Raw genomic sequence first — 22,812 nt, 5'->3', positions numbered from 1 at the left:
ACGGTCATGCATACCAGATTCTTGTGAAAGGTTACATCTATTGAAGGAGAACAAAGAAGATATTTCAGCATATGACCTTCATAGAGCAGTAACCAATGGCGGAGTTCCGAGTTGAGGAGAAAGGTGAAGATGGATATGGTCGCCTCGGTGAGCTCTGCGTTCCACATGGACCCGTTTCTACACCAGCTCTCTTTCCTGTCATAAATTTCATCGGAGGTACCACAGAGAAGTCCGGTGGAATCTGGCGTCGCATACGAGATAACCTCATTGATGGGGCGCATTTAGACGGGATTATGTTCCAGGCAATGAGCTTCACGGACTATGGTGTTTCTCCGAAAAATCTAAACGACTTTTGGCGATCTGAAACATTCCACGAGCGTTTTGCCGATCTCGACGCCCCTGTCTTCATCGATTCGGGCGGATTCAAACTGATGAATTCGAATACGTTTGGCCAAGCACCAGTCGAGGGTGGGGCCAAAAATGAGTGGGGGCTATACACTACCCCAAAGAGTATTCTTGGCCTTCAGATTGATTTTGGAGCTGATATCATCGCAACACTCGACTACCCTATTCCTCCGAAGCTGAACGAAGAGGAGAAGGTCGAACGGATGGAGCGTAGTATCGATAGTGCAGTTGAGTGTCTCAAGATTATCGAGGAACCTGATACGCTTAGTGAGGGATTCCCGAAAAATGAGGCTGCAGCTGAGCGGCTGAAGCAACAAAAGCGAGACGGTGACGAACCGGGTGTTTACGTAGCGCTCCATGGACACGATTATGAAACAGTAAACTGGTACGTCGGTACGTTCCTTGAACGAATTGAAGAGGCAAATGTAGAGCAATCCTTTGAAGGGTTCGCCATCGGTTCACTCGTTCCACTTCGAAGTAGCATCGACGTTCTCATTGATATCGTACAGGGAGCAACCGATGCGATACCGTCCTCTCGAGCAGACGAAATCGGAATTCACGTTTTTGGTGTTGGCGGGAAACAAGTGTCACTCCTATCCTTACTCGGTGTCGACACCTTCGACTGCTCAACCCACGTTCAGACTGCAACCTATGCAAAGTATACTCTCCCAGATACGTGGGAGACAGTTCATATCAACGATCTCGAGCCGTATCTGAATGACGGTGACTTCCCATGTATGCTCGATCACTGTACGCTATGTGGTCCAGAGAGTGGAGTTGACTACAACACACTCGTCGAGGAGCTTAATATGGATCTCAGCTATGATGAGCGTCAAGAGCGTAAGGACAACGGTGACCCAATCAAGAGCGACTACTATGCAGCGCTTGCGAGACATAACTTCGAGGTCTATAACTCCGAACTTCAGCGAGTGCGTGATCAGATCCAACAAGGTACACTTCTCGAGTACGTCATCGACTTTGCCCGGGACAACCCGGATATCAAGAAGGGACTGAAGCAGGCACAGCTTCGGGATAAGAAACTCCGTCGTGATCTCGAAGAGAAGGAAGCATATGATCTAGTTGCAGGGCCAGAGCTGACGAGTGATCAAACGAAACTTTCGAAATGGGGCGGTGGCGTCGATGAAAGCACCGAAACCCGGAGTATTTCGTTGAAGTACAATCCGAGCAGTTTCAATATCCTCACCCAGCGGTATGAGCCACCTGCTGATAAGCGGGTGCTGCTGCTCGTTCCGTGTAGCCAAAAAAAGCCCTACTCGGAATCCCGAACCCACTCGGTTCTCGAGACAAAACTCGAGGACAAACGCGATCTGATTCACAAAGTGACTCTTTCGGGGATGTACGGTCCCGTTCCTGAAGAGAAAGAGCGGGAGGATCCGGTTCTCGGCTATGAGTATATGCTTACCGGTGAAGACACTGAGCAAATAAATTTGGTCACAGAACGTCTACAGACGTATCTGGAAACCTACGGTGATCACTATGACGAGATCGTAGCATACGTCGCTAGTGCAGAATATCGTGATGTTATCGAAACAGCCCTCGAAGAGTCTGATGTTGGGGCGAGCGATGAAATCGTCTTTCCTCGAAATCCAAAGTCACTCCAGCTTACCGAACATTTTCGTAATACTAACATTCAAGAGTTACTCGATTACTTGGACTCCATCATCTGAAAGCAGATAATCGGATTTTCTCACCGACGACAATCTATTCTTCTTCGGATAGGTCGTTCCCATCGACAGGAGCACAATATGCAGACTCGACCGTTGAATTCTCCCGCCATTGCCAGTAATAGTATTCCTGTCCATCGATTTGCTTTTTCGTGAGTGTCGCCCGCTCAGGAGCGCCATTTCGCGGGAGGTCATCGATATTAGTAGACCTCCTGTTTTCGTCCGCATCGTCCTGCGGCTGCAGATTCTGCCGGCGATATTCGAGTAGCGATTCTGCATACTGAATTACTGCCTCTAATTCCTCCTTTGAACTGCGGCGTCTGATCGCATCACAGACATAGTCGGGGAGGTCTGGCGGATTAGGTTGGTTATCACGCGTCATGGAAGGAGCTCTATAGTTCTGACTACAAGAGGTTCGGTAGAAAATTGTTGGGATAAGAATAGCGCGTTGGTTAGCTGTTGGTTAGCGGATTGTACAGTACATGCAGCCAACGTTCCAAGAGTTCCTCCTACTTTTTGTTTATAATATTATCAAATGTGAGAAAAAGTTTGAAATCGCAAGAAGATAGAGGTGATGTGTTCCATACTACGGTAGTTAGAGATTGAATTTTGATAGAAATCTCTGGATTTATGTTTGAAGCAAAAAGAGCAGCTCACTCCTCTTTAGCTATACTCTTTGGGGGAATACTCACAGCCATATCTACAGCAGGAGTAGTCTAAGACGAGTATGTTCTATTTTCGTCCTCTTGCCACCATACTCGGCACGGGTACTCATAGAGAGGAAGGAGTACTTCATCAGATTTCTATGCACCGAAACAATTTCTGGAAATATATCTCGAGACATTATTCCTACTATTGGTAGGGCAGATATTATAAATAGAAAGCAACCAACAAATCAGATTAAAATACTATTCTCAAATTTGCATTTATCCCTCTTCACTTCGAGCTATATGGCCTTTCTAACACAATATTGGTAGAACCTAAAATTGGTTTTTAGCCGCTCAAATACCTGAAATCGACGGTTACAAATATTTTTGTACTCGGAGATGTAATTACCATACTGTGACGTTCGCCCGACACCTCGTGACCTGCCAGGGTATCGGTGTCGGGCAGAAGCCAGCGTGATGGCGTAAACGTACGAGCCACCGTCGCTGTACTACTAAGTACGGCTGGTTTGGTTTTGTGCGTTTCGCTGTTCATCGCTGAGAGATGCGTCACTCGGTATCCAGTGTGAGAACGGACGGAACGCTCGCACCGCATTCCACAGCCGCTCCATCGCTCGAATGGGGGACAGGGCCGGGATGAATACGAGCGGCCATCCTATTCCGGATACCCAGGTACGCGCCCACCGCACGTCGTTCGACCGACGGGTTCGAGACGGCGAATTCGTGACGGAGATCTGGCGCTCTATGAGTGGCAACACTGCGTCCTGTGTTGGTCGACGTGCACGGCTGTGGTCGGCGCCAAAACATCGTGTGGCGGTTGCCGGCTGCAGGCGGCCCACTGTAAAACAAAACCGGGGACCGTCTCACCCACGGGACGAACAACTCTCGGGAACGCCGGTCAGGCGACTGACTGGTACACTGGTTAGCAGAGGCTCTCTGCTGGCTGGTGGGTGACCTCACAAAATTACAGCACGGGCATCACCAGGGGAACCGACGAGCCACTCGTCGTGAATCGTGGTGGCAGAGACGGAGCCGTCACCGGACGGCTCTGTGTATCGCATTAGCAAAAAATCAGCTCGCATACCAGCACTGCGAGTTACTCGAGCATCCGTGCTGGGCTTTCACGAAATCATGAATTTGAGAGACATCCACCAGCCGAAGCGGTATCGTACCCATACAACCATCTCTTCTCAGACTCCGCGTCTGAGTCCGTCCCTGACCTTACTTCCTGCCGAGTCAAGTGTCACAGTACCGCTCGCGTCTCCACATGCGAGCGCAGCCGCCCACGCGGGAATCAGTTCTCCGTCCAGCGCGAGGGTATTGGAGGTGGGACGGTGAGTACGAGCACTTGCTCGTCGGTGGCGACAGCGACACGTAGGACGCTACCCCGTCCCTCGGACCACGCGCAACTACGGTGGTTACAACGCAGCAGGGGAGTGTGCGGCGAGATGACCGTACTCGAGGCATGGCATGAAGGTGTTCCAGTTGGGCTTCCGCACTATTCTTTCGGCCGGGCGCGTCTCCACTCGCCGACTGGAACGATCATGGGCGCTCGCAACGGCGTCATCATCACCGTCCTCAATCGCGGAGAGCAGGAGGTCAACGACGACCATCTGCACAGCTGCCCGGAGTGTGGACTTCTCTACGAAGTGAGTTCCGACGACCGCGATTGCCACTGGTGTGATGACTCCCATGGCGAACGTTTCGAGGCTGGCGCGACCGACGAAAATCGAGGTGTTCCCTCCAATGAGTGATACCACGACGACCGACGGAGACGCATCGACAATCGACCGTGAAGTAATCGCACCGAGCTCAATCGCACATTTTTACAAACTAGACCAGTGTTCGATGTATCTCTTCAGGCAGTACATCGATGACACGCTTGGCACTATCGAGGACGTTCCCCTCAGCCCGCTGTACGCGAAGGCGGGTACAGAGTTCGAACACGGTCAACTCAAGGCGTTGCTCGAGGCCGACGTATATAGTGTCGGCCCTGACCAGATTGAAGAAGACACCATAGATACGTCGTTCGATGAATCGTGGTCCGGAACGTCGGATCAACAGCGACTGGTCGAACTCGTTGATGAGCTCGCCAGCGGTGGCCGTGACCGTCCGATTGTGTTCTTCCAGCCGACCCTCGAGTGTACGGTTGAGGCGTGGCCGATTTGTGGCGACGCGGATATCGTCCTTGCCGTTCCGAGGGACGATGGTGGTGAACGAGTTGTCGAGGTTCGGGTTCTCGAAATAAAATCTTCGGAAACGGCAAAGACGCACCACCAGATCCAGGCAGCAGTCTATACGTTGGCGCTTCGGGAATTACTCGCCGGACACCCCGTCGACATCTCGGCGACCATCGTCACCAGTGAGTCGGGAACCCGCCTCGAAAACGTGGTGTCGCAGACAGGGTCGATCATGCTTGGTCGGCTCCCGACGTTCGAACTTGCGTCTCGAGAGAACGATGTCCGACTACTGCTTGAAGACGGCGGGACGCTCGACGACGTGTTACTCTACGACGGCAGTATGGCAAGCTCTTCGAACGATCCGCCGTTCCGCCTCGATGGACGGTGTGATGGGTGTCCAAAACAAGCGAAATGTCTCGCGTATGCGGCGACGAACCACGACTTGGCGTTGCTCGGGTTGACCGAAGGCGTTCAAGAGTCCCTTCGTGAATTCGGGATCGACACCCTCGGCGATCTCACTGACCTGTACGAGCTTCCTGACGGTGATTGGGAACTTAGCGCTACGAACTACGAAACACCGACGGCCACCGATCCGGAATTAGTCGCGCGGATTCAACGTGAGACGGAGATTTCGAACCTACTCGACCTGGTCCAGATTGCTCATCGGTTCCGCCGCGAACTCGACCCGCAATTCGACGACGAGTGGGACGGTGGACCGTGGTCCGAGATGTTACTTGGGACTGGACGAAACCTCCCGGATGACAATCCCTACGACAAGGACTGGAAGACGCCGTGGGAAGACACGAAGCACGGGTACCCAAAGGGATCACTCGTTCGAGTATATCCCTACGTTCAGTACGATCACGTCCGTAACCGAGTCACGCTGCTCGCAGCGAAGGTGACTTGCACCCGCTATGAAGAGGAACATGGTGACGGCGTGTTCATCATCGCTCGTCCACAATCACTGCCGCAGACGCCCTCCGAGCGTGAGGCGGAAGAACGGCGACTCCTCGAGTCGTACTTCGACCGTCTCGGTGATGCCATCCATGAAGTCGCTCCCGACCTCACGGACGAGGGCGAAAATCCCGGAGAGGGGTACGTCCATCTCTATCCCTATAGTGAACAACAGCGGGACGCACTGATGGATGCCGTGAAACGTCACGAGGACTTGGAGACGTCACAGGCGATTCGGACGTTGCTCGGCTATCGTGCGGATATCGACCAAGAAGCGGTCAGCATCCTCCGTTCGGAGTTCCGACAGCGCCACGCCTTCCGGTACCCCGGGTTGGGGCTCGTTCAGACGGTTGCCCAGTTTTACAGCTCGGATCGTGAATTCGCGTGGGACACCCATCGCGACTCGAGCGAGGAGTCTCTCAAGACCATCTTCGGTTCCGACTTCTTCGAAACGGCTGTCCCATACACCGAGTGCGGAAACCGAATCCTTCTCGACTTCAACGACGGACTTCGGGTTCCCGACGACCAGTACCTCGCTCGTGGTGAATCTGTTGACGGCTACTACCCGGTAGTCGGTCGACACGCTGAGGTCCTTCCACTCGAGTACCTCTATGCCTGCGAAGAATTCGACGTACTCAGTCCCGAGTGGGCGGACTCGCCCGAGATGCGTGAGCGAATCGTCCAGTATCGCCATTACACCGACGAAACCTCGCCCCAGATCACGCTCGCCGATATTGAAGACGGTGTTCGGGCAGTCTGTGACGCCTACGAGTACATCGAACGCTGCATCCGTGACAAAGACGCGAAGACGCCGAAACAACCAGTGAACGTGGCGGACATCACTGAGAATTCCCTGGGTGCCTCGGCGCTCCAGACGACGTGTGTCGAGTATCAGCAACTCGAGCATGGGACAGCTCGACGTGGGCTGGAGAACCGATACCGGACGCCGCTGTCTCAGCGGGTCAGTTCAGGCCAGGCGGTTCCGTTCAAAGTAACGACGCAGCCGACGCTTGGCGGAAACGGTGAGGAACCTCAAAAGGTCGTTAGTGGAGAGATGCTCCGCGATCTCGGCGGCGATAACGGTGATGGGGTTCGAACCGATACGCCGCTGTCGATCGAACGCGGGACGTGGGTCGTCCTCACCCCCTTGACGACGGGGAGCGATGGGACACTTACTGAAGACGTGGAGAAACCCCAGCAGATCGCGAATCAGGTTCTTGGTGTCGTTCAAACAGCAGATCCGCGAAGTGGGTTCGTCTCCATCTCGATCCCATGGGACGGCCACCGGAAACGGAAGCCGAACATGACCAACCACGTCGGATGGACGACCGATCCCAAGGAGGACGAGAAGACCCTCATCACAGAGGGAGCGAAGTTCGTCGTCGACGAGGCGATTGACGACTACGCGGCGTTCCGTGCTCGAGAGGCGCTTCGTCAGGCTAGGTCGAACGACATCCACAACAGACTTCTTCGCCTCTACGAGGAGCACACTGAAACTGCGCTCCAGTACGAGACGCCGTTTTGCTCACCGGACGCGGTTGATTCGTTCCTCAAGGATTTCGACGAGGTGATGCCGTTCTCGACTAACGACGACCAGCGATCGTTTGTGACGCGGCTCGATCACTCGGTTGCAGGGCTCCAAGGGCCGCCGGGAACGGGAAAGACGACTTACGCGTCGACGCCGGCGATTCTCTCACGCGTTTCGGCCTTCGCTCGCGAGGGACGCGACTTCGCAGGCGTGGTTTCAGCGCACTCGAACAACGCCGTGGACGAAATCGCGGATGCGGTCGGAACCGCGGTGAGCAATCTCGCCGACCGAGGCGTTTGCGATGATCTGACGCTGGTTCGAATCCGCTCTTCGGAAAGCGATCGCTCGCTCCCCGAGAACGTGATCGATCTGCAGTACTACGACGATCGTGAGCAGTGGCGTGAACTCTACGAGAACACGATGGGTGAGGAGAAGTCGGAAGACGGTGAACAAGTCCTCGTATTCGCGACGCCGGTCACGCTCCGCAACGCGATGAACGCGGTCGCGGACCTGATTGACGACGAGGCAGAAACTGCTGAAGACTTATTCGAGTCTGGCGGCGCTCGCCGCTTTGACTTCGCGTTGATTGACGAGGCGAGTATGCTCGACCTTCCACTGCTGTTCCTCCTCGGTGCGTTTCTTCGCGAGAGTCGGCAGCTGCTGCTCGTTGGCGATCACCGGCAGATGCAGCCGATCCAACAGCACGACTGGGTATCTGAGGATCGCGAAACGATCGAAGCGCACACCCCTGCAGTGTCGGCGCTCGATTTCCTCCGATTCTTGCGCGGAACTGCCGAAGACACGCTGGCTCACCTTGAGCGAGAAGCCCCCGACTGGTCTGACCCAGACGACGTGCTGCCGATGGATCGGCTGACAACCACTTACCGACTGCCGCAGTCGGTCGCGGAGATGGAAACTGATCTGTTCTACCACAAAGACGGGATCGAACTCACCTCTGAAGCGTCGGCCGAACTGATGCCGGATGTCCGCGACTCGTCGATGCCCGAGTGGATGCACGCTGCGCTCGACCCTGAGGCCAGAGTAACGCTGTTGCTACACGACGACGACGAATTCACGAAGGACAGTCCACTCGAGGCGTATCTCGCCGAGCAGCTTCTCGACTCATTGCCGACGGTGTCAGCTGATGAAGAGCCGTCCAGCGAGGAAGTGACCGCAGGCGTCGTCGTCCCGTTCCGGCTGATGCGCCGACGCCTGAGTGACGAACTAAACGCGCCTGTAGACACGGTCGAGCGATTCCAAGGCGACGAAAAAGATGTGATGGTGCTGTCGATGACAGCAGGCAACCAGGGGTACGTCAATACGGTTTCGGAGTTCTTGCTCGATGCAAATCGCTTCAACGTCGGTGCCTCACGGATGAAGCGCAAACTGTTCATCGTCGCCTCGAAATCCCTGTTCCGCGCAGTGAGCCCCGACGTCGAGGAGTACGAAAACCAGAAGGCGTGGAAGCAGCTGTATCGGGCACTTGGGGTCGGTGAACGCGATGCAGATGCGAACCTGACGGTCACTCATCAAGACGCTTCGGAGCTGACACCGGGACGATCCGTCTCTGTGGAAATATACAATGGGTATCGCGATGAGTGACGTCGAGTGATATCCAAGCGGAACATCTTATAGGAACTGACACACAAGGGCGAAGCAACTGATCATAGACGACATTTCACACGATGCACACACCACACGACACCCTCGAGAGCGCGAAAGACCGTGCCGCAGAGATTACTTGGTGGAACCGTGGGATGACCAAGCTCAACGACGTAGATGGCGTTGACAATGCTACGTCGTTCGTCACAGAAGATCTGATTGAGCAAAAGGGTCCCTTCGTTGAGTTCGTCGACGCACCCCAGTTCCACGATCAACCTGCGATGGATTTTCTCGCCGATTTGGGGTATGACGAGGCAATCAACAACGCAATCGTAGAGGAGCTGTTCGGTGGGGACACCGCGGGATCGCTCTACCAGCATCAGGCTGAAACGATTGAGGCTATCGAGACGACCAACCAGGATACCATCTTGGCGGTTCCAACGGCCTCTGGAAAGACGGAGTCGTTCTTTCTGCCCATTCTCAACGACTGCCTGTCAACGGACGAAGAGGGTTTAAAATCAATAGTTGTCTACCCGATGAAAACCCTCGGTGTCGACCAACTCAACCGGTTTCTGACGTATCTCGATCATATCAACCGGTATCGCGACCCTGAAGACCGGATCACAATCGGTATCTGGGACTCCGACACGCCAACGCGTGTGGGTACTCGAGACCACGAAATCGAAGCAGGATCCTACGTTCGCGGGCTCGTCGACCCACGTGACGAGTCGGAGAAGTTGCGCGTCTTCGATGAGACGTCTGTCGGAACTGACGACCACTCATACTCGTGGGTGCGGGTCACTCGTGACGGGATCCGTCGCGGCGTCGATATTCTGCTGACGGTCCCGGAGGCACTCGATTACATGTTCGTCTCGAACAATCCGGAGACCCGTGCAATCCTCGGCACCGAGCCGAACGATCAGCCGGTCAAACATATCGTCTTCGACGAGGCACACGTCTGGAGTGGGATCCAGGGATCGGCAGTCTCGCTTCTCTCCCGGCGACTCAAATCGTTCTACGCTGACCGAGACCCACAGGTTACCATGGTGTCGGCGACGGTCGAGGATCCGCGTTCGCTGGCAAGTGACCTAACGGGAACTCCAGAAGGAGACATCAACGACATCTCCTTTACTGCCCGTGAGTTCCCCGTTCAGGATACACCAAACTTCGACCGGTTCGAACCAGCCACACTCGAGGAAATCGTTCACACACTGGCGCTGGCACAGGTAGATGAACCCGCAGAACCACAGATCGCGCAGTTTGACCTCGAGGGTGCACTCGAGACGCTCCGTTCTATCGGGCTCATCGCAACCGATGACATTCAGCTCGGACCCCGAGCCGAGGACTGGATGCTCGAGCCGATCGTCGACGCCCTCGACAAACAGCTACTCGATCACGAAGATAAAGACGAACTCGAGATTCTCGCTTCGACAGAGGGCCGAAACACCGTCGTCGAAGCAGTCATCGAGGATAGCGGCTTCTTCAGCGGCTGGTACGAGTTCGTCATCAGTGCCATCCCCGAGGTTCCTGCGTTCACCTCGTGGTTCGACTCAGGGACAACAGGTGAGGTTGAGTTCAAAGCTTACGACGACTTAATCGCCGAAGCGACTGAACTCGGACTCGACGACCCTGAGGGTATCCTCGAGACCGTAATGGCGTTCGGTCAGCTCGCAGGAATCATCACTGAGAAGTATCACGTCTTCTTGAAGCCGCCGTACAAGGTATACTGGTGTCAAGAGTGCGATCTCGTGACCCGTGACAGCAAGTGTCCAGAGTGTAACAGTGCGCTTCCGGAGATGCAGTTCTGTCGACGGTGTCACGAGCCGTATCTCGAGTGGGACGACAGCGGCGATGAAACGGTGTTTGCACCGATCAGTGCAGATGGCCCCGTCGATGAGTGTCCCGGCTGTGGGGGCTGGATTAACACCACTGACGCCGGTGTTCCAACATCCTCGCTATTGTCGTACATGCTGACCGAGGTCTGTCGGGTGACTCCGTCTCAGAAGACGCTTGTCTTCTCCGACTCTCGAAGTGCTGCTGAAAGCGTCGGTGACCGGATCATCGAAACCGAGTACGGGCTGATGGCAGAGACGCTCTACGTCCAGGAACTCATCAAGGCTGGCGGCGAGATGGACAATTACGAGCTGTTCCGCGCCGTTTCGGATCGACTACGCGAGGAGTACTGGCAGCCACTCATTCAGAACGAAATCGACGAAGACGGGACAGCCTACAACTTCCTGCGGACACTCCTCGACGACATCGAAGCACACGCGATGCTGAGCCGGTGTGAGAATCTCATCGAGAGCGCGATGATAACCGCAGAACCGGTGACGTCCTTCGACGATCCGGAAGCGCTCGTCGTTGCCCACGAACTGTATACGATGTTTGTGCTGGGCCAAAGCGATACCTTCCGGTACAACAAGGTCGCTTTCGATGGCCTGACGCGAGAGAAGATGGTCGACCGTCTCGACGGTCGGATGGAAATCTCGAGACAACGGATCGACGACGTTCTCGACACCATCCTCGAAACGTTCCTCGAAGAAGGGATCGTTTCGCTCCAATCCTGGGAAGAAGTGCAAAATGCCGTGCAGACGGCTGGAATAGATGAGTCTGCGCGCGACGAGGTACACGCGTACCTCGAGGACGCACGCGAGAAAGTCAACGAGGCATCTCTCCAGGACGAGCCAGCGGATAGCGGGGTCTTCATCAGAACGCCTCGGCGCGACGAGTCGACAATTGTCCTACTCCCGCGTGCTGCGTTCTGTTCTTCCTGTTACTCGTCCTATCCAGTCCCTGACGACGGAGACGGTGTCCACGAGTGCCAGAACTGCGGTGACACACTCGAGACATATCAGCGGTTCACCCGCGAAGGTGATACGCTCAGGGCCGACCCCGGTTACGCAACAGTAGATTCCGGCTGGCCGTATGCAATCGACCACTGGGCCCACGACGTCACGCGACCGTTGCACGACGGCGAGGAGCCTGAATTCATAACCGTCGGAATACACAAAGGAGATATCCCACACACGCTCCGTGGGGCGATTGAGGAAGGGTTCCGAAAAGACGACCCGGACGTCAACGTCGTCAGTGCAACGCCGACGATGGAACTGGGAGTCGACATCGGGACTCTCGACACGGTAGCACAGGTGGGGATCCCGCCGACGTTGACGAACTACGTGCAGCGGTCGGGACGAACGGGCCGTACCCGCGGTAGTTCGTCGCTCGTAATGACCGTCGCTCGAGGGACTCACCCAGTCGACGGACACTACTACGGAAACCTCGAGCGATATCTCGCAGGGTTCGAACCGATCCGAGTGCCGGACCCGTACGACTTCGATGAACTACTCGCCGGCCACGTCGTGACGGAGGTGTTCGCCTACTTGGCCCGGAACCCACACGAATCGAACGTCTTCGAGCGCGTCTTCACGCTCTCCGAGCCCCAGCGAGAGAACTTGAATAGCTACGTGTCTGCAGTGGAGAAGCACCTCTCGATCCTTGGAAACTTCATCCGCGAGGAAATGGACGAACCGCTCCGAGAACACGTCGAATCGGTGTTCGGCCCACGTGGTATCGAGGTTTACGAGGAGGTCTTCTTCGATGAGGGGCCGCTCTCGCTGTCGACGCGAACGGAGCAGACGTTCTCACGGCTTACGTCGATGTCGAGCGGGGCTGACGCGAACAAGAACCTCACGGAGACGAACAGCCGACTTGACCAGTGGCTCTCACGGCTGGGATACTTAGCGAACTACCGCAACTTCGGTCAGACGTTCCCAGTAAAATTCAGTGGACGCAGAGAGCACATCAGCTTCGAATCGTCGGGGCGGCTGTATGACATGTACCCCGGTGAGGAGAACGACTTGGGGGCGGTGCTCACGCTTCACGGGACCGACTACATCGTCGATGACGTTCGAGCGACTTCCTCACCAATCGTGGAACTCGCCGTGTGTACGAACGAAGATTGCGACCGCCCCTTCGAGAGTTACGAGACGGATTTGGAGTTCTGTCCCCACTGTGATGAGCCACTCGAGATAACGGATATCCACGGCGTAAGCAGTGTCGAGTGCAAGACGGCCGTCGGTGGTCAACGCGGTTACAGCACCCGTGGGCTCATGACGACGCACGTCCGCCGTGCGACGGAGGAATTCCACGAGTCGGAAGAAATCACGCTATTTGGCCTGCCAGCGACCGTCAGCTACGGCCAGTTCGAATTGACCAATTTCATCTACGCGTTCGAGCGCCGTCACTCGAGTAGCCCGAAAAAGAAGACCCTGCGATCAGAGGCACTCGTCGAGCGTGATGAGAACGAGTCGGATTCGGCCGGAGACTCGTGGCTTGATCAGTTAGAGGACGTCGAGGAAGAGACGTATCGTCCCGTCGGCCAGCAGTACCATACACAGGGGCTTCACTTCCGTGTTGACCTCGCAAGCGTTCAGGACCGATACGATGGTGTGGGCCACGACGAGAAGTCCTGGCCCCAGGCGTTGGTCAGTCTCGAGCAATCGCTCGAGAAGGCGGTCGCAATCGTCGCTAACTCTGACCGATCCGATTTCAACGTAAAGGTGAGTACAACTGACGAAACGTTAGACATCTTCATCGTCGACGGTCGTCAGGGAGGCAACGGGATCACCTGGCAGGTGTTCGAAGAGATAGACACGCTCGAAGAACACGTGATAGACATCGCGAGCTGTGAGCGATGTCACAGCTACTGTGATGAGTGTCTGTTACTCTCACGAACGCCTGCGTACTATCTCGAGAACGACCTCTTGGACCGACGGACGCTTGCTGGAATCGTTGGAATCGGGGGAGACTAACGTGAGCGTTCAAAAGAGGGTGATCTAGATGAGTCTCGAGATGATCCAACACCGGTTGACACGAACGGGTGTTGCGGTTATCTACGATGAGGTACCCGACTCCCGATGGTGGCTGTTGCGAACGTTGCCAGCGATTTCGTATCTCGGGATCGGTCAGTGTACGTTCCCAACGTCATGGCGACAGCTCGACGGGGGCCAACAGTACCAGTTCCCCGGATACGACTATCACGTGCTCGGGGGTATTGATCTCGAAGAGGGATCTAATCTCTGTGCCCTGACAAACGAGTACTACGAGTCACAGACTCAGTATTCGATCCAACCGTTGGTCACAGAGTTCTCGACAGGAGAGGGTACGCTCGTTGTAATCACCGAAAACGAACGTTTCACGCCTGATGGTGGGCAGCGTCCTCTTTCCCAGGAGCAGTTTGCAACGCGCGTTGGCTCTGCGGACCGCATCTACGAGGCGTTCAGCGAGTATTATAATCAGGAGGGTTGGGAATTGCCCCTAACTGACACGCAAAACCTGTTCGTCCAAGATAACGCGTCACTCTACTCACTCGTGACCGGCGAAGACCTCTCGAATACGACCGAGTTATTTGATCGTCTTCCCGAGGCACCATATCTTCCGCTATACTGGGTGTTCTGTGACGTTTTTGCCCGTCCAAATGAATACGGGAGCGTTCCGTTAGATTCGGATGATCAAGTTCCCGCCCTGGGCAACTGGCTTCGTCGACGAATCGAGTGGGATCGAAAAACCGCGATCGACGTTGCCAAAACGTTGAACCGCACGGTCTCTGACGATGGGAGTACGTTCGACCCCTCCTATGCCAGACGGAGTCCAAAACTTCGCGATGCACGAACCGCCCGACAACGACTAGCACCCGAAGAGAGCCAGATCGATGCACGTTATCACGGTTGGCTCTCGGACATCAACTAACGAAACTGATGATACGATGAGTGAAAATCAAGGATACATCCTCAACACGGTACAGACACCTGGTCCACTACGGACCGTGTTCGAATCGATCCACAGGGGTCATACGACGTCTGAGGAGCTACGCGACGATACTGACCTCCCAGCCAATCTGCTTAAGCAAGGCCTCAATGGGCTTCAGCAGCTTGGCATGATCGGTCGCGAAGAGCCGGACTACTATACGATCGAGTACACCTGGGAGACCGCCGATCGCGAACTCGACTTCCGCATGACCGCGCTCAACCAGCTGGCGACACGAGCGGAACCCGGTGACTGGGGCAAACAGTCAGTCGTCCTTCTGAACTACCAGTATCTACTCCAACACGACATCCAGTACTTCGAGAGTAACGACGAGGTTCTCTTCAACGAGATTAACGACTGGCAGCAGAGTGACTGTGGGTATCGGCCCCGCTCGAGTCAGGGACCGATCGTCCTCAACGAGCCAAAGTTCATCAACTGGACGCGGCTCGTAGACTCACTCGGACTCATCTACAAAATGAGCGGGCGGTCACACACGGTCTATCCCGATTTAGACATGATCGAGCACTCGATCCGATTTGCCGTTGAAGATATCGGTGATGATGGTCGGATTTCGATTGAGGACTATCTCGATTGGCTCAACCAGAATCTCCTGTTGATCGAGTTGACATCCGATGGAACCGTCCCTGCACCGTTCGCTCGTGTGCTGTACACGCTCGTTCGAAACGGCGCGATACGAATCGTTGAACACGGTGATGCAGGTGCAATCAGTCTCGATCGCATACCGAGTCACAGCGACATCGACCGAGAAGCGAACACACTCGAGGTGATCGGATGACGACGAACGAACTCCAGACTCCAGCCATGGCGGATGCTCGGTGCCCGCATTTCGACCAGATCGACGAAGAGACCCTTCGGCGGTTGTTCAGTAAAGTCGCGGCGGTTCGATCCGAGGACCGTCGGTTGTTCGACTTTACACATCGTCGAATGGAGGTCTTCCGGGGAACGAACGCAGCTGATGCAGAGAAGTGGGGCGAAGAACGCGTTTACCGCCTGTTTTCTTCCGATCGCGTCGGTAATTTCGCGGTCGTGATCGAAGGCGAGGTCGGGACGGGCAAATCCGAGCTCTGTGCGTATCTCTCCCACCGCCTGCGTGACGACGGGCGACCACTCCTCCACATCGACAAGGACGACGACCTGATGTCGATCCTGTCCGAGCGGATTCCCCAGTTTTACGAGGAACACTTCGGCGAAGAACTTCCGGGTGCATCGGAGTTCAAACAGCTCCGAGACGACATCCAAAACATCCCCCAGGCTGTCGCAAACAACGCAACTTCAGGGGCAATTCTCAATCTCCGAAGCCGCGGTTACGAGGTTAGTCCTACGGGCGATCAGGAAGACGATATCCGCGATTTCATCCGGGGAAAACTCCAGCTACTCGTGGAAAAGGGCGAGTACGCCCGCGAGATCAAGTTCATCACCGAGGGCGAGTACAAACAACGAGATGAGCTACAAATCTTCCAGCAGTCTGTCGGTATAGAGGAAGCGGTCGATGCGTTCAACCAGGAACTGTGGCGGGAAGTCCGTGACCGATACAACACTGCGTCGCTCGACGATGTCCTCGAGCACGTCGGCAGCCAGTTCACGGATACGCGGCCAGTCATCATCTTCGAGGACTTCTCGATCACGGCGATGGAAGCCGAGAAACTCCGGAACTACATGGAGCGAGACAAGGGGAGTGATAACTGGGACTTCATCGCTGCCGGTACTCGCGATTCGACTGGCGTCTTGCACACGCAGACTGCCGAAGATCGCTTCGAGTTCTTCCAAACGAACGAGCGTAATTCAAACAGCGTGCTATTCCTGGACGAAGACACCGCCGTCGACTTCGTTCGGCCGTATCTCGGCTATATCAAGTCGTTCGACGACAGCGTCAGATACGAAGAGAACGACTCCGGTGATCTGACACTCAAAGAAGCGCCGTCCGGGTCGATCTGTGCTCGGTGTGACTTTTGTGACGAGTCGTTCCGCGACTTGTTCCCCTTCAACCAGACCTTCCTCTACCGACTATATACTGGTCTGGATGAGAGCCAGCAATCACCCCGAGAGTTCATTATGACCGTCTTCGAGGTGCTCGAGGAGTACCACGAGGGATTCGTCGATGTTCCCTCGAGTGCGAGCGCTCTCCGAAGTCTGACGAACAAAGTCTCCGCCGCGGACGAAGTCTACGAAGATGCAGAGGAGTTCGCCGACTTCGCGAAGTGGTACGGCACCATCGACCGGAGCGGCGAGAATCCAGCGATCGTCATCGACAAGCGGTTCGCCGATGCGTTCGGTCTCATTCCTGAAGACCCGGATGAGCTTCCGGAGCAGATAACGGTCGATCAGCAATCTCAACAGGTACTCGTCGCAGAATCCGGTGCCAGTGGTGAAGTCACGACTACGACGAAAACAGGAACGACGAAAACGAAAGAAACCCAGGTCGAAGAGAAGTCCGTTCTCGAGCAGACGATCGATGATCAAAAGGCGACGATCGACTCTTGGCTCGACAGTCCGACCGATCACCCGGAGACTGATCGATACATCAAAACCGCTCTCCGTGTCTTGCTCGAAGAGCTGACGGACGAATATCGTTTCTACGAGGGACAACCGTTAGAATACAACCTCAGTAGCCAGAAGTACCCGTTCGTTTATCCAGATGGTACTGAATCCCCGGATCCAGACCAGATCGTCATCGATCGACACGAGTTCCGGAGATCGGATCTTCGAACGCTCGTCGAGTTCGGTGTCAGGCGAGTCGAGAAGAAAAATACCGCTGACCTTGAGGAGACGCTAGAAAAGTTGGGTACGCAGCTGACCGATTACGCCCACCAGTGGCGGCAGAAAATCATCGACACGTACCTCGAGGACGACAGCGTATTCTATAAGCAACACGCCAAGTACGACTTCACCGATTTCGTTCTCGCGTCTTACACCCACCTGTGCCTATTAGATTCGCCGTGGACGGATCCCACTCCAGAAAACCTCAATGATCGATTTGAGAGTGACGAAGAGTTCTCCGTGGACTCACAACTTCGGGAACAACTGAAGGCGGCACTACCGCCAGAAGAGTACGAACATATTGAATCTGCGATGGAGTACGCGGACGACATCGAGCGGATGATGGGCGAGTTACTTGCAATCTCGTCCGGGAGTCTCGACGTCCCTGCTGTCCGCCAACGGATGGAGCGCTCCGAGCCATACGATGTCCTGACGATGCTTGGACGCGGGTACATCAACAACATCGAGAGCCGAGTGCGGTTCGACACGAGAAAGTCGCTGAAGGACTTCGCCCACGCGATGTACGACGTCCGACGTGAACTCGACGAGATCAGCGAACGTGAGTTCGACGACGAGGCCGTCGAAACGGTCTCCACAGAGTTCGCCGGCGTCGACCTCGACAGGATTACGGACCTCTACGAGAGCCTCGAAACGTACGATGACGTGAATCCTGACTTCATCGAAGAACTTGGAAAATTCTGTCGGCACTCCCAGGAGGATATCGATGAATCCGTAGATGCAGCGATCCGTGCGAGGGAACTTCGGGATGGTGACCGAGCGGAACGGATCCGCGCGGCGCTGATCAGTCAGAAGTTAACGGTGATGCCTGTCGTCAACCAGTATCAGAACGTCCCACTCGAGATTAACGAGGGTGATGCAGGGAAAGAGCGTCTTGGTGGCCGGTTTGTGGAGGTGAGTGACCACTATGTCAACTGAATCAAAGTCGTTCGAAGAACAAATCGAGGATATCTATCAGCAGTATCGCCACAAGAAACTCGAGAGCCGTCTCGATGAAATTGCGGAAACAATGGAGGAAACCGTTCTCCAGCAGGTTCTTGCTGGGGAGTTTCTCCAAGCCACGATTGAGATCGATCAGGAGGCAAAGGAAGCAGTCCAAAACGCTCGTCGCCACCTTGAGAATAACGAGTACGAAGAGCTGAACTCGATAATTGATAACGTAGAAGAGTTGGTCGAGGATCAGGAACGGCAGGTTAGCAACAAGATCCACGAAGAACGGATCAACATGAACAGTATGGTCAACGGTATGCAGCGGCTCAACAGTCGCGTCGAACGAGTTAGTGAGGAAAAGATCACTGCCATCGACGAACTCTTAGACAACTGGGACTGGAAAGGCCATGTGTACCGAGGTGAGGATGACAGCCTTGAGGCTCACAAATCGAATGCTGCAGAATTCGGACGAGATATGCGACGGTTTTTCGAAGAGGCTCGAGACGATATCTTCGGGCCGTATGAGGGAACTCCGATTGAACCGATCGTTGACGACCTCTTATCAGACGATCCGTTATACCTCGACTCGTTGACTGACGATCAAATTGAAGAACTTCGCGACTCTGATCTAGAAAGCTACGTCAAGCTCTCTCTCTCCTAACTACACAGAGGGTTTCGAAGTACCTTTCAACGGATCGAACATCGATTTCCGCCGGTACCACGAACTGCTTTGCCGAGCCGTGGAGTCTGTCGGCATCCATCGCCGGTACTTCGATCACCCCCACTCGTTCAGCAACGTACAGGACGCGAACGGTACGTTCGATTGGACAGCGACCGTCCGGTCCGGTCCACGCTCGAGACGGATCATCGCCAGTATGGCGCACCTGCTCGAGAACTCGTCGCCGATGAAGAGCTTGTCGCGCTGGCTGTGTTCGAGCGGGTCGCCGTCCTGCTCGCCCCACTCCATGAGCGTCACGTAGCCGGGGATCCAGCCGTCTTGTACTCAACATATGCGATGGCGAACGATGTCGCTGACAACTACTCGAAGTGGGGACTCGCCGAGACCGACCAGCTGTCAGAAGAGATGACGGACGCTGCCGTCAATATCTGGTCGCTGTAGTTCCTACCTCGCCAACCGGCAGCGGATACATATCCCCCAAAATGCCGCTATGGGAGGTGATCTTCTTGATAACTGTATAGACAATATTAACTATTCCTCAACGTCGGCTTTGATTCGCAATGCGATCTGAAGGTCGATCTTCTCTACCTTCTGGAGATCGTCAACAGAGGCCTCTTTTAGTGCTTCTCTCGACGCATACCCCGCTTCAGCGAGAGCGATTGCATCTGATTTGAGCACGCCGCTGACGCTTGTTAGTTCCTCGAGACTTGACTCCTCAGCACTAGCGTCCGTGGGATCTGAGGTAACAGTAATCTCTTCCGCAGAACCCTCGCTATCAGCTGTAGAACTACCAAATTGACCATCGCTGGCAGCCGTAGCTTTTTGGATTGAAGATCGCTCGTCAGAATCGAGTCCAGCGAGACTGATAGCATTGGCCCAAGATCCGAATCGAAGAGATCCAATTCCACCAGTGACATCACCGTACTTATTCATTTCAGTTGTCGTCGGTGGATGGCCGAGCTCCTCCGCTAAGTCCGAAATCGCATCGAGGATTTTCGTGTTAGTGTACTTTCGATTAGTCCAATCCGGGACGTCTGCAGAATCGAATCCAGCTTCCTCGAGTGCGTGATCCCACGACTCGAAAACCGTTTCATAGGCTGTCGATCCGTACTCGCCGTAGGAAATGACCAGTTCTTCAGTCGGAGGCTCATCGATTATCTCCGCAAAACGCTGTATATCTTTGACAAGCGCGTCCTCGGTCACCTCTACTTGTCCAGCATGGTCTTCCGTCTGCTCCTGTGTTGCGGGCTTCTCAAGCTTGCTGGACGCACCGGAGTGGGTTGTCACTTCTCCTGTATTGCCACCCTCCTTATCAGAAGACGCAGAACTAAGGCGGGAAGTATCCGATGTTGACTTTGCCTCACTTCCGTTCTTGCCTGAAAATTCCTCTGTGGTGTAAGTCGTGAGTTCTGCCTCTGAAACGTCTTCGGGAACAATACCAGCCTGCTTGTACGCGGTAACCAGCGACCCGAACACCTCGCGGTATTCCTGATGGGTGTTCCGACACTGATCATTAACCTCGCTTGCCGTGGGAAGCCGCCCCATTTCTTGGGTGAGAGAAACTAATTCGATGATGAGGTCGCGTTCTTGCAGGTCAATAGATTCATCAGGCGAGGAAGCTGTACTGGAGTGTTCGAGTTCGTCTTCAGACGCCCCTTTCTTAGTCGAACTGTCTGGTTCATCATTCAGAAGCTGCTCTGCCCCATCAGTGGCCCGGATGAGGCTATTTTCATCACGGTAGTAATACGATTTCAATTCTGACTCGAGGTACTGATGAACCTCACTTCCAGAATCTAGGTTCCAACGCTCCTGCAGTTCGTTGTTCTTCGTTGGTTGGAGATTGATTAGGTCTGCTAATCGCGCCTGTGCTTCCGAAGAGAGGACCGTATCATCTCTTCTCTCTCTTTCACTGTGGGTTGACGAATTCGAATCAGTTCGCTCCTCTACCTGTCCGAAAACAAAGCCACCGACTTCTTCAGTACTGTCTTCAAACTTATCCACTTCCTTTCCCCCATCTGCAATGAGTTGTGCCGAAGCTGCCGTTGATTGCCAGCCCTGGCTACGCTGACCGCCGTTGAGAGAAGAAACAATCGAAGCCAAGATCTCCATCATGACACTCGTTCGTTGTTTATACCTAGCATTTTGGCAAGGCGGTGTTAAAACGCTACCTACTACGGCCCAAACTGTCATCCTACGCAGGGGTCAACGATGTGTCTCGAACTGATTTTGTATTTCATTCACTACTGCATCTCCAGCTATCTGCCAACTATCTGGCCATTCTTCACCACGTTTTGGCGGCTCAAAATCAAAATCGACTGGATAGTAGGAAAGATAGTCAATTGCGCCGCTCGCGACGTGACCAACGAATTCGGCGTTTTTCCGCTTCGATGAAACGCCACCTCGAGTAAGGTCGTAGTATCCTGTAAAGACGTGGAAAACAACGACCTCTGAAGCTTCTATCGTTCCCGTGCTCAAATGACGGAACAGCTTCGCAGAATTATCCGCTGGATCAGCGCGACGCCACTCTAGCTCGATGAGAATTAGTGTCTCATCATCAAGTCCAGCAACGTCGACCGGGGTTCCAGCAATGTTGTGTTCTGTCTTCCAATTAAATTCTGGATACGATGCGGCAAGCTGCTCGTGAAGATGGTGTTGTACTGCTGATGCGAACTCTCCCATGCCTAACAGTCTATCTAAACTAGACGAATAAGAAACACCGTCATCAGTCCCTTGACTGGCTTATTCGATTTTGTTGAATCGCTGTAAGGCGGTGAATTTCATTGTTTGACGGCACGCCTGATGTTGTAGACGACACACATTAGAGCAATTTCATGGACTCTCGATATCAGCTACGCGCCCGTACGGCGTAGCCGAGCGAGCGCTTAACGGCTGAGTTGACGATTTCGGTAATTGACTGCTGAGCGTACCGATATTCATCAATACGAGCGTTGTGTGCGTGATCGTACGGCGTGAAGATTCGATGTTTAATCAAGGGTGAATGTCGTGTTCGCGGAGTTGTTGATTGTCATAGCCCTTATCAGCGGCCAGTGACTGCAGATCGCCCGCGTTCTGGCGGGTGATATGCTCACAAAGATCCGCGTCACTGACTTCTAACGTCGTCGAACAGTGAAGATCGAGTACAGCCTGCGTTGATGTATCGATGAATTTTGAGACTTTGAGAATCTGGACGCGATAATTCGTTCACTGGCAATAGTGGCGGCTCGCACGATCTCGTTCGTAGATGGTTGTATCGATAGCAGCGTGCTCGGAAAGGTCGTGCAGCTGCGTCGACTGGCGCAGCAGCACTCGACAGATGCTCATCTTGATCCGATCAAACGCTTTATACAGTGTGGAAAGTGCGGGGAGATCGGCTACATCAAGGCCGATCTTCCCTGTTATTTGTAACATTTCTTTTAGCAGATCGATTGTCATCTGATAGGAGATGTCGAGGTAAATCCGGTGACAATACAGCGAAACGAGGGCATAGTTGGCGAATCCACCGCCCAAGAGTGATTAGCATAACCTCTGGATGTTCGGAAGGAATCGTTCAATCCACTGTTCAGCGAAACTGACTCGCGTGAGC

General features: G+C 54.4%; 16 protein-coding genes and 3 pseudogenes. 9 read left to right on the top strand and 10 right to left on the bottom strand.

Features of this window, described 5'->3' with window-relative positions:
* Positions 1-95: 95 nt before the first annotated feature.
* Positions 96-2,093 (top strand): DUF5591 domain-containing protein, encoded by a 1,998-nt coding sequence (locus BMX07_RS04875; RefSeq protein WP_175480045.1) that lies wholly within the window; start codon positions 96-98, stop codon positions 2,091-2,093.
* 34 nt (positions 2,094-2,127) lie between these two features.
* Here the strand turns inward: BMX07_RS04875 and BMX07_RS23580 are convergent, their stop codons facing one another.
* Positions 2,128-2,472: a hypothetical protein gene (locus tag BMX07_RS23580; RefSeq protein ID WP_139210811.1), complete on the bottom strand. Its 345-nt coding sequence runs from the start codon at positions 2,470-2,472 to the stop codon at positions 2,128-2,130.
* Between the two features lie 1,731 nt (positions 2,473-4,203).
* On the opposite strand from BMX07_RS23580, the gene BMX07_RS24220 reads away from it, so the two are divergent.
* Positions 4,204-4,509, top strand: coding sequence for a DUF8122 domain-containing protein (locus BMX07_RS24220; RefSeq protein ID WP_175480044.1), 306 nt, complete (start codon positions 4,204-4,206; stop codon positions 4,507-4,509).
* Positions 4,510-4,588: 79 nt separating this feature from the next.
* Here the strand turns inward: BMX07_RS24220 and BMX07_RS24215 are convergent, their stop codons facing one another.
* The 4 genes from BMX07_RS24215 to BMX07_RS24200 form a co-directional block, all read right to left on the bottom strand.
* Positions 4,589-5,032 (bottom strand): hypothetical protein, encoded by a 444-nt coding sequence (locus BMX07_RS24215; protein WP_175480043.1) that lies wholly within the window; start codon positions 5,030-5,032, stop codon positions 4,589-4,591.
* An 864-nt stretch (positions 5,033-5,896) separates the two neighbouring features.
* Positions 5,897-6,097 carry a hypothetical protein gene (locus BMX07_RS24210; RefSeq protein ID WP_175480042.1) on the bottom strand — a complete coding sequence of 67 codons (201 nt, stop codon included), beginning with the start codon at positions 6,095-6,097 and terminating at the stop codon, positions 5,897-5,899.
* Between the two features lie 15 nt (positions 6,098-6,112).
* On the bottom strand, positions 6,113-6,796 hold the full coding sequence (locus BMX07_RS24205; RefSeq protein WP_175480041.1) for a hypothetical protein: 684 nt from the start codon (positions 6,794-6,796) through the stop codon (positions 6,113-6,115).
* 60 nt (positions 6,797-6,856) lie between these two features.
* On the bottom strand, positions 6,857-7,378 hold the full coding sequence (locus tag BMX07_RS24200; RefSeq protein WP_175480040.1) for a hypothetical protein: 522 nt from the start codon (positions 7,376-7,378) through the stop codon (positions 6,857-6,859).
* Between the two features lie 81 nt (positions 7,379-7,459).
* On the opposite strand from BMX07_RS24200, the gene BMX07_RS24195 reads away from it, so the two are divergent.
* The 7 genes and pseudogenes from BMX07_RS24195 to BMX07_RS25755 form a co-directional block, all read left to right on the top strand.
* Positions 7,460-9,019, top strand: coding sequence for an AAA family ATPase (locus BMX07_RS24195; protein ID WP_175480039.1), 1,560 nt, complete (start codon positions 7,460-7,462; stop codon positions 9,017-9,019).
* Positions 9,020-9,174: 155 nt separating this feature from the next.
* Positions 9,175-13,830, top strand: a complete 4,656-nt coding sequence (locus tag BMX07_RS04860; RefSeq protein WP_090614444.1) for a DEAD/DEAH box helicase — start codon at positions 9,175-9,177, stop codon at positions 13,828-13,830.
* A 28-nt stretch (positions 13,831-13,858) separates the two neighbouring features.
* Positions 13,859-14,767, top strand: coding sequence for a hypothetical protein (locus tag BMX07_RS04855; RefSeq protein ID WP_090614441.1), 909 nt, complete (start codon positions 13,859-13,861; stop codon positions 14,765-14,767).
* Between the two features lie 187 nt (positions 14,768-14,954).
* Entirely contained in the window at positions 14,955-15,620 is a 666-nt protein-coding gene (locus BMX07_RS04850; protein WP_217643673.1) for a hypothetical protein, read from the top strand.
* Positions 15,617-18,538, top strand: a complete 2,922-nt coding sequence (locus BMX07_RS04845; protein WP_217643672.1) for a hypothetical protein — start codon at positions 15,617-15,619, stop codon at positions 18,536-18,538. Before BMX07_RS04850 ends, BMX07_RS04845 begins: the two co-directional genes overlap by 4 nt.
* Positions 18,528-19,211 (top strand): hypothetical protein, encoded by a 684-nt coding sequence (locus BMX07_RS04840; RefSeq protein WP_090614436.1) that lies wholly within the window; start codon positions 18,528-18,530, stop codon positions 19,209-19,211. The genes BMX07_RS04845 and BMX07_RS04840 overlap by 11 nt, the downstream gene beginning before the upstream one ends.
* Before the next feature lie 40 nt (positions 19,212-19,251).
* A pseudogene (locus BMX07_RS25755) lies at positions 19,252-19,392 on the top strand (DUF7845 domain-containing protein); the annotation flags it as partial.
* Here the strand turns inward: BMX07_RS25755 and BMX07_RS04835 are convergent.
* The 5 genes and pseudogenes from BMX07_RS04835 to BMX07_RS04820 all read right to left on the bottom strand — a co-directional run.
* Positions 19,326-19,526, bottom strand: a complete 201-nt coding sequence (locus tag BMX07_RS04835; protein WP_090614433.1) for a hypothetical protein — start codon at positions 19,524-19,526, stop codon at positions 19,326-19,328. The pseudogene BMX07_RS25755 and the gene BMX07_RS04835 sit on opposite strands and share 67 nt — an antisense overlap.
* Positions 19,527-19,760: 234 nt before the next feature.
* Positions 19,761-20,804 (bottom strand): homing endonuclease associated repeat-containing protein, encoded by a 1,044-nt coding sequence (locus tag BMX07_RS25010; protein WP_281246930.1) that lies wholly within the window; start codon positions 20,802-20,804, stop codon positions 19,761-19,763.
* A 122-nt stretch (positions 20,805-20,926) separates the two neighbouring features.
* A pseudogene (locus tag BMX07_RS25610) lies at positions 20,927-21,074 on the bottom strand (DUF5797 family protein); the annotation flags it as partial.
* Between the two features lie 357 nt (positions 21,075-21,431).
* Complete coding sequence (locus BMX07_RS04825; protein ID WP_090614426.1) at positions 21,432-21,908, bottom strand: hypothetical protein; 477 nt, start codon at positions 21,906-21,908, stop codon at positions 21,432-21,434.
* Positions 21,909-22,006: 98 nt separating this feature from the next.
* Positions 22,007-22,733, bottom strand: a pseudogene (locus tag BMX07_RS04820) (IS5 family transposase); the annotation flags it as partial.
* Positions 22,734-22,812 lie beyond the last annotated feature (79 nt).

Source organism: Natrinema salaciae (genome assembly GCF_900110865.1).
Lineage (GTDB): Archaea > Halobacteriota > Halobacteria > Halobacteriales > Natrialbaceae > Natrinema > Natrinema salaciae.
This window is presented reverse-complemented; position numbering and strand designations above follow the sequence as displayed.